A 7,323-nucleotide genomic window follows, 5' to 3' on the forward strand; every position below is an offset into this window, starting at 1 on the left:
GCGTCGCACGCCGCCGACGCGGCGGTGCGCAGCATGCCGAGCGCGCGCGCCTCGATGATGGCGGGGCGCGCCGCTGTCGGCATCGAACAGGGTGTAGAGCGAGCCGCCGCCGCCCGGCACGTGCAGCCAGGTCTTGAAGCCCGCGTATCCGCCCCCGCCCGTCATGAGCGAGCCCAACGCATGCATGGAACTGCCCTGGCCCCAGGTCGCCAGCGCCTTGGGCACATTGCGGGCGCGCTCGCGGCCCTGCTCCAGCAGGATTTCGTGCAGGGCGTCGATGGCGCCCGGCATGTCCAGCGCGTCCACCACGTCGCGCTCGGTCAGATAGAGAATGCCTTCAGACATGGATGCCTCCCGCGGGCGAGGGTTCGTCCGCCACGGCGTTGCGCAAACAGCCCACGCCGGGGATGTCGATTTCCAGCACGTCGCCGGCGCGCAGGAAGCGCGGCGGCTTGCGGCTGGCGCCCACGCCCTCGGGCGTGCCCGTGGCGATGATGTCGCCGGGCGACAGGGGCGTGAATGCGCTCAGGTAGGCGATGAGACGGGCGATGGGAAAAATCAGGTCCGCTACCGAGCCGCGCTGCATGGTTTCGCCGTTGAGCCGCGAAATGACTTCCAGCCGCCGCGGATCGCCCGCCTCGTCGGCGGTGGTGATCCATGGCCCCAGCGCGCCGCTGCGCTCGAAGTTCTTGCCCGGCGTGACCTGCGTGTTGTGTTTCTGGAAGTCCCGCACGGAGTTTTCGGCCATACAGGTGTAGCCGGCCACGTGGGCGGCGGCTTCCCGCTCCGGGATGTGCCGCCCGCCGCGGCCGATCACCACGGCCAGCTCGCCTTCGTAGTCGTAGCGGTCCGAGGCGGCCGGTTTCCAGAGCGGCTCGCCCTGGCCGACGAAACTGTCGGCATAGCGCGGGAACACCGAGGGATGGGCGGGGAGTTCCCTGCCCGCTTCGGCAACGTGACGGCCGTAGTTCAGCCCCACGCAGAGAATCTTGGCGCCCGGGGCCAGGGGCGGCAGCCATTGCAGCCCTTGCGCCGGCACCCGCGCGCCGCCCTGCCGGACCGCCTGTGCGATGCGTTCGGCCCCGGCGGCCAGCGCCGCGCGCAGATCGGGCCAGGCGTGCGTCAGGGACAGCACGCCGTCGTCCTGCACCACGCCCCAGCCGGGCGCGCCCTCATGGACGAAGCTTGCCAGCTTCATGTCGTCTCCTTCCATTTGGCATGCAATGCGTCGCTGCGTTGCATGCATTTCTGGATTTATTCGGCCTCTCACAGGCCGTTTTGGAAATTATTGCATGCAATTTTGATCTATCGCAAGAAGGTAGACAATTTTTTTGTACTCATTGCATGCAATTTTCTGGTTACACTGGCCGCTCCCCCGTTATTGCGCATTCCCACATGGCCGCCCAGATCGACAAAGTGATTTCCGAACTCCGCGACATGGTGCTTTCCGGTGCCTTGCAGCCCGGCGAGCGCGTGGTGGAGCTGCAGTTTTCCGCCAGGCTGGGCGTGTCGCGCACGCCGCTGCGCATTGCGCTCACGGAACTGGAAAAAGAAGGTCTGCTGGAACGCCTGCCGTCGCGGGGTTTTCGCGTGCGGGCGTTCACGGTGGAGGAAATCGCCGACGCGGTGGACGTGCGCGGCGTGCTGGAAGGCATGGCGGCGCGCGGCTGCTGGCCGAGCGCGGCGCCTCGCCGGAGGTGCTGGCGCAACTATCGCAGGCGGTGGAAGAAGGCTGGCGCCTGCTGGCGCCCGCGCGCCGCGATCCCAACACCACGGTGGACGCGCGCGCCTGGGGCCGCATCAACCAGCGCTTCCACGAGATTCTCTGGACGGCCGCCGGAAACCGGGCGCTGCTCTCGGCGCTGGAACACAACAACAAGACGCCGCTCGCGGGCCCGGCCGCGCTTACCCTGCCCTCCACGCCCTCGCTGCTGGAAACGCCTTTCGTGCTGCGGGCGCAGACCGACCATGAAGACCTGCTGCGCGCCATCGAGCAGCGCGAAGCCGCGCGCGCCGAAAGCCTGATGCGCGAACACGCCTATCGCAGCCGCGAAAACAAGCGCGTGCTGTGCAGTCGATACGCGGCGCCATGCCGCCCCAGCCCGCGCCGGCCGAGGCGACGTAGGCGGGCAAGCGCGGCGGGGCTACTGACGCAGCAGGAAGCTGCGGATGTCGTCGGCGATGGGCATGACGGCCAGCATCATGAGCACGGCCGCCAGCGGCAGCGTGGAACCGAAGCCGAAGTGGAAGAAGGAATAGGCGCCGGCCACGCCCCCCACGAAGAAGAGCGACACCAGCGTGATGAGCACGCGCAGCTTGGCGCGGTCGGCGCGCACCGGCGGCAGCCCCACGGCCTCGGCCGGCGCGAGGTTCCAGTAGAAGAGCTTGCCCAGCTCGATGCCGATGTCGGTGACCATGCCGGTGACGTGGGTGGTGCGGATCTCGGCCTTGGACACCTTGGTGATCATGGCGTTCTGCAGGCCCATGATGTAGCAGAGCACCATGACGGTGGTCGGCACGTACAACCAGCGCAGCAATTCGAGATTGGCGCCCAGCAGCCCGAAGCAGACGAGCAGCAGCGCCTCCAGGAGCAGCGGCATGGCGAACTCGCTCGCCAGCCGGGAGCGGCGGCCGAAGTTGATGAGGAACGCCGAGGACGCCGCGCCCGCGAGGAAGGACAGCAGCGCGGCCAGCCCCTGCATCGCCACCACGATGCCGCCCAGCGCCAGATGGTCGGCCATGAGGGAGACGATGCCGGACATGTGCGAGGTGTACTGCTGCACCGCCAGGAAACCGCCGGCGTTCACGGCGCCGGCGATAAATGTCAGGACATACGCAAGCTGCCGGTTTGCTTCCGGCGTGCGCTGCACCGCCGTGAGACGGCGAAGATGATGCGGAATGGTCACGCGCGAACCCTTGGACGCAGACGAACGAATGGCTCTGGCCGGCCGAAAGACCGGACACGGCCATTCTAGTCCTCCCGGGACGGGCTGGCGCGATCCGCCATATGGCGGATCAGTCCTGTCCTGCCAGGCGCAATTGCTCGCGCCGGTACTCGCCCTGGCGCTCCAGCATCCATCCCGGATATTCGGACGGCAGCGCGCTGGCCGCGTCCAGGCTGGCCAGCTCCTCGGCCGACAGCCGGACCGAGGCGGCCGGCCAGGTTGTCGACGAGCTGCCCGGGACGCTTGGCGCCCACGATCACGCTGGTCACCACGGGCTGGTGCAGCAGCCACGCCAGCGCCCACCTGGGCCACCGACACGCCCCGGCCTCGGCGATGACGCGCATGGCGTCGATGCGTCGTAGGCGCGCTCGCGGTCCACCGGCGGGGAAGTCGAAGACCGCGCGCCGCGCGCCGGCCTCGCCGCCGCCCTCGCGGCCGTATTTGCCGCTGAGCAGCCCGCCGGCCAGCGGGCTCCACACCATCAGGCCCAGACCCTCGCTGCGCAGCATGGGCGCCAGTTCGCGCTCCAGGTCGCGGCCGGCCAGTGTGTAGTACGCCTGCAGCGACGCGAACCCGGCCCAGCCCCTGCGCTCGGCGATGCCCAGCGCCTTCATGATCTGCCAGGCCGCCCAGTTCGACACCCCCACGTAGCGGACGTGGCCTTGGCGGACCAGGTCGTCCAGCGCCGCCACGGTTTCCTCGATGGGCGTGGCCGGGTCGAACCCGTGGATCTGGTAGAGGTCAATGTAGTCCGTCTGCAGGCGCGCCAGGCTCTGCTTGACGCCCTCCATGATGTGCCGGCGCGAATTGCCGCGCGCGTTGGGGCCCGGCCCGGTCTGGCCCGACACCTTGGTAGCCAGCACCACGTCGTCGCGCGCCACGCCGAGCTCGCGCAGCGCCTGTCCGGTCATGATCTCGGAGCGGCCCTCCGAATAGACGTCGGCCGTGTCGACGAAATTGACGCCGGCCTCCAGCGCGCGCCCCACGAGGGCGGTGGCTTCCTGCTGCTGCAGCCGGCCGATCTTGCTCCAGAGTTCGCCTTCGCCGCCGAAGGTCATGGTGCCCAGGCACAGTTCCGAGACGAACAGGCCGGTGTTTCCGAGTTTCTTGTAGCGCATAGGAGGGCTCCGAAAAATAGAATGGGGACGGGTCGGGCGGCGGCCGCCGCGCCAGAATGACGCCCACAGTATGCGTCCGCCCCACCCTCCGCCGCGATACTCGATCCTGCCCTTTTCTTGCCCGATCCTCCGGCGCCGGCGGCACGCCCGATCCTGCGCATTTTCTGCCTGATCCTGCACCGGCCCGGCACACCATGCGGGCAGCGGGCCGACTGGCACTACACTGGATGCGCCTGTTTCTCCGAGCGGTTTTTCTTCTTTCATCGCTCCCCATGTCTGCCGCACAGCCCGAATCCTTTCCCCCGCCCGCCGCCGCGCTCGCCCTGGACCAGGCGTTCGAACCCGCGCGCCGCGAACTGCTCGCCCTGCTCCAGCGCATGACCGCCGGCGTGGACGGCTCCCTGGAAACCCCCATAGAAGGCTTGTACCTGCACCGGCTGGTGCAGCCCACCGGCCCCAAGCCCACCATGCAGAACGCCGCGCTGGCGGTGATCGCCCAGGGGTCCAAGCGACTTTTCATCGGCGATGACGTCTACGAATACGATCCTTTCCACTACCTGGTTTCTTCCGTGGACCTGCCGGTGGTGGCCAAGGTGTCGGTGGCCAGCCCGGACCTGCCCTACCTGGGCCTGCGCCTGGAGCTGAACCCGGAGGAAATCACCGCGCTCATCAGCGACGCGAACCTGCCGCCCCTGGCGCCGGCCGAGGCGCGCTCACGCTGTGCGTGAATCCGCTGGGCGGCGCGATGCTGGACGTGGTGCTGCGCATGCTGCGCCTGCTGGACACGCCGCGCGACATTCCCATCCTGGGGCCCATGGTCAAGCGCGAACTGCTTTACCGGCTGCTCATGAACGGCCAGGGCGCGGCCCTGCGCCTGACCGTGCTGCAGGACAGCCAGCTCAACCGCGTGGCCAAGGCCATCCGCATCCTGCGCGACCACTACGCCAAGCCGCTGCGCGTGGAAGACATCGCGCGCGACGTGCACATGAGCGTTTCCTCGCTGCACCATCACTTCAAGCAGGCCACCGCCATGAGCCCGCTGCAGTACCAGAAGCAGCTGCGCCTGCAGGAAGCGCGCCGCCTCATGCTGACGGCGGATGCCGGCGTGGCGCTGGCCGCGCGCGCGGTCGGCTACGAAAGCTCTTCGCAGTTCAGCCGCGAATACAGCCGCCTGTTCGGCACGCCGCCGCTGCGCGACAAGCAGCGTTGGAAGGACGAGGCGCTGGCCGCGTGACGGCGGCCGGAACCCCGCGCCGGCCAAGCGCCCCGCGGCGTCTTTGCGGCGCCGGAGCCGCGTTCCGGCGCTTTTTTCAATCTTTTGCAAACCGGCGCGCCGCGGTTGACAAGCGGCGGCGGTTGGGATGTGATGGGTGCTCCGGGGTCCCGCGCCCCGGCTTTTTTTCAGCCCACACCCTGGTTTTTTAAGAGGCCGTTATGTTCCCTGAATATCGTCACCTCATTACCCAGCTGAAAGCCGAAAACGCGCACTTTGCCGCGCTTTTCCAGCGCCACAACGCATTGGATCAGGAAATCCAGAACCGGGAGGCCGGCATCGTGCCGTCCTCGGGCAATGAAGTCGAAGTGCTGAAGAAAGAAAAGCTGCACCTCAAAGACAAGCTCTACGGCATGTTGCGCGCCGCCGACGGCAAGAACGGCGGCTGACCCGCGCCGGCGCGCCGTGTCCCTCGGCGCGCCCGTTCCGTTTCCCTATGGCCTGGGCGCATGGCGCAGCGTCAGCATCACGTCGCGCGGATCGCCATCGTGGCTGTTGCGCGCTACGTGTCGTACAAGGACACGTAGCGCTTCTTGTCGAACAGGTTGTTCACCTTGAGCGCAATGCTCAGCTCCGGCGTGGCCTGGCAGCGAATCCGCGCGCGCCAGGCCACGCCGCTCGCCTCGGCCTGCACGCCCTGGCTGCGCGCCTTGCCGGAAGCGCGCGAGCAGCGCCGCGGCCGCAGGCGGGGCCGCTTTCGTAATCGTTGACCGCGCGGCTACGGGCGGCCCGCGCCGGGGCCGGCGAGCCAGGCGAGATAGGCCGCCTCCATGCCGGCCGCCATGCCCGCGGAACTGAAGCGGGCGTCGCCCCGGATGCGGGCTTCGCCCGCCCGCCCCATGGCCAGGCGCAGCGGAGGATCGGCCGCCAGGCGGCCCAGCGCGGCAGCCAGGGCGGCCACGTCGCCCGGCGGCACCAGCAGCCGGTCTGGCCGTGCGCCACCACTTCGGGCACGCCGCCCACGCGCGTGCCCACCACCGGCAGGCCGTGAGCCGAAGCCTCGATGAACGCCGTGCCCAGGGCCTCGCTCGCCGTGGGCAGCGCGAAGATGTCGCACCCCGCCAGCACGTTGGAAATATCGGCGCGATGCCCGAGAAAATGCACGCGCCCGCCGCAGCCCAGCGCGCACGCCCGGGCCCGCAGCGCGGCCTGCTGGCCGAACGCGGCGGCCGCCTGGGCTTCAACGCGCGCATGCTGGTGGAATGCGGCGAGGAAGTCGGTTCGCCGGGCCTGCACGACGCCTACCGCCTATGGAAACAGGAGCTGGCGGCCGACGTGTTCATCGCTTCCGACGGGCCGCGCCTGGCCGCCGAACGGCCCACGCTGTTCCTGGGCTCGCGCGGCACGCTGCTGTTCGACCTGACCGTGGACCTGCGCGAACACGCGCACCATTCCGGCAACTGGGGCGGGGTACTGCCCAACCCGGGCCTGCTGCTGGCCCATGCGCTGGCCGCCCTGGTGGACGCGCGCGGCCGCCCTGCAGGTCGAAGGATTGCGGCCGCCTCCCGTGCCGCCCGCCGTGCGCGAGGCGCTGTCCACCATCGAGGTGGGCCGGGACGAGGACGCCCCCGAGCTGGACCCCGGCTGGGGCGAGCCGGGGCTGACCGTGGCCGAGCGCCTCTTTGCCTGGAACACGCTGGAAGTGCTGGCCTACAAAACCGGCAACCCCGACAACCCGGTGGGCGCGATTCCGCCGCGCGCCTGCGCCACCTGCAACCTGCGCTCGTGGTGGGCACGGACTGGCGCGGCGCCGCGGGCATCCTGCGCCGCCATCTGGACGCGCACGGCCTGCAATGCGTGCAGGTTTCAGTGCGCAGGGGCACGCCCGCCACGCGCCTGGACCCGGACGACCCCTGGGCGCGCTGGGCCCTGGAAGTCGCTGGCGCGCACGACCGGCAAGGCGCCCGCCCTGCTGCCCAACCTGGGCGGCACCGTGCCCAACGATGCATTCTCGGAAGTGCTGGGCCTGCGCACCGTGTGGGTGCCG

5 protein-coding genes and 7 pseudogenes are annotated in these 7,323 nt (G+C 69.5%); 5 read left to right on the forward strand and 7 right to left on the reverse strand.

Going from position 1 to position 7,323, the window contains the following annotated elements:
* Positions 1-345: pseudogene (locus AD428_RS20075) on the reverse strand (hypothetical protein); the annotation flags it as partial.
* Positions 338-1,198: a fumarylacetoacetate hydrolase family protein gene (locus tag AD428_RS20080; protein WP_053246355.1), complete on the reverse strand. Its 861-nt coding sequence runs from the start codon at positions 1,196-1,198 to the stop codon at positions 338-340. The gene AD428_RS20080 and the pseudogene AD428_RS20075, both read right to left, overlap by 8 nt.
* 239 nt (positions 1,199-1,437) lie before the next feature.
* Between AD428_RS20080 and AD428_RS29710 the strand changes: the two are divergent.
* Together AD428_RS29710 and AD428_RS29715 are read left to right on the forward strand one after the other, a co-directional pair.
* Positions 1,438-1,533: pseudogene (locus tag AD428_RS29710) on the forward strand (GntR family transcriptional regulator); the annotation flags it as partial.
* 188 nt (positions 1,534-1,721) lie between these two features.
* Positions 1,722-1,976, forward strand: a pseudogene (locus tag AD428_RS29715) (GntR family transcriptional regulator); the annotation flags it as partial.
* 171 nt (positions 1,977-2,147) lie between these two features.
* On the opposite strand, the pseudogene AD428_RS20095 reads toward AD428_RS29715, so the two are convergent.
* Both AD428_RS20095 and AD428_RS20100 read right to left on the reverse strand, forming a co-directional pair.
* Positions 2,148-2,906: pseudogene (locus AD428_RS20095) on the reverse strand (YoaK family protein); the annotation flags it as partial.
* Positions 2,907-2,971: 65 nt separating this feature from the next.
* Positions 2,972-4,063 (reverse strand): aldo/keto reductase, encoded by a 1,092-nt coding sequence (locus AD428_RS20100; RefSeq protein ID WP_369798797.1) that lies wholly within the window; start codon positions 4,061-4,063, stop codon positions 2,972-2,974.
* 272 nt (positions 4,064-4,335) lie between these two features.
* Here AD428_RS20100 and AD428_RS20105 point away from each other — a divergent pair.
* A pseudogene (locus tag AD428_RS20105) lies at positions 4,336-5,297 on the forward strand (AraC family transcriptional regulator N-terminal domain-containing protein).
* A 200-nt stretch (positions 5,298-5,497) separates the two neighbouring features.
* A complete protein-coding gene (locus AD428_RS20110; RefSeq protein ID WP_053246359.1) occupies positions 5,498-5,725 on the forward strand; it encodes a YdcH family protein in 228 nt (75 codons plus the stop codon).
* A 113-nt stretch (positions 5,726-5,838) separates the two neighbouring features.
* Here the strand turns inward: AD428_RS20110 and AD428_RS29000 are convergent, their stop codons facing one another.
* The 3 genes and pseudogenes from AD428_RS29000 to AD428_RS29720 all read right to left on the reverse strand — a co-directional run.
* Positions 5,839-5,970: a hypothetical protein gene (locus AD428_RS29000; RefSeq protein ID WP_255352281.1), complete on the reverse strand. Its 132-nt coding sequence runs from the start codon at positions 5,968-5,970 to the stop codon at positions 5,839-5,841.
* 84 nt (positions 5,971-6,054) lie between these two features.
* Entirely contained in the window at positions 6,055-6,237 is a 183-nt protein-coding gene (locus AD428_RS28390; RefSeq protein ID WP_235491019.1) for a hypothetical protein, read from the reverse strand.
* Between the two features lie 68 nt (positions 6,238-6,305).
* A pseudogene (locus AD428_RS29720) lies at positions 6,306-6,572 on the reverse strand (glycosyltransferase family 4 protein); the annotation flags it as partial.
* On the opposite strand from AD428_RS29720, the pseudogene AD428_RS20120 reads away from it, so the two are divergent.
* Positions 6,486-7,323: pseudogene (locus tag AD428_RS20120) on the forward strand (peptidase dimerization domain-containing protein); the annotation flags it as partial. The pseudogenes AD428_RS29720 and AD428_RS20120 overlap by 87 nt on opposite strands.

Source organism: Achromobacter sp. DMS1 (assembly GCF_001270295.1).

Excerpts from the sequence above, each read along its gene's own strand:
- AD428_RS20100 (WP_369798797.1), bottom strand. The coding sequence starts at position 4,063 with ATGCGCTACAAGAAACTCGGAAACACCGGCCTGTTCGTCTCGGAACTG.
- AD428_RS20110 (WP_053246359.1), top strand. The coding sequence starts at position 5,498 with ATGTTCCCTGAATATCGTCACCTCATTACCCAGCTGAAAGCCGAAAAC.
- AD428_RS20080 (WP_053246355.1), bottom strand. The coding sequence starts at position 1,198 with ATGAAGCTGGCAAGCTTCGTCCATGAGGGCGCGCCCGGCTGGGGCGTG.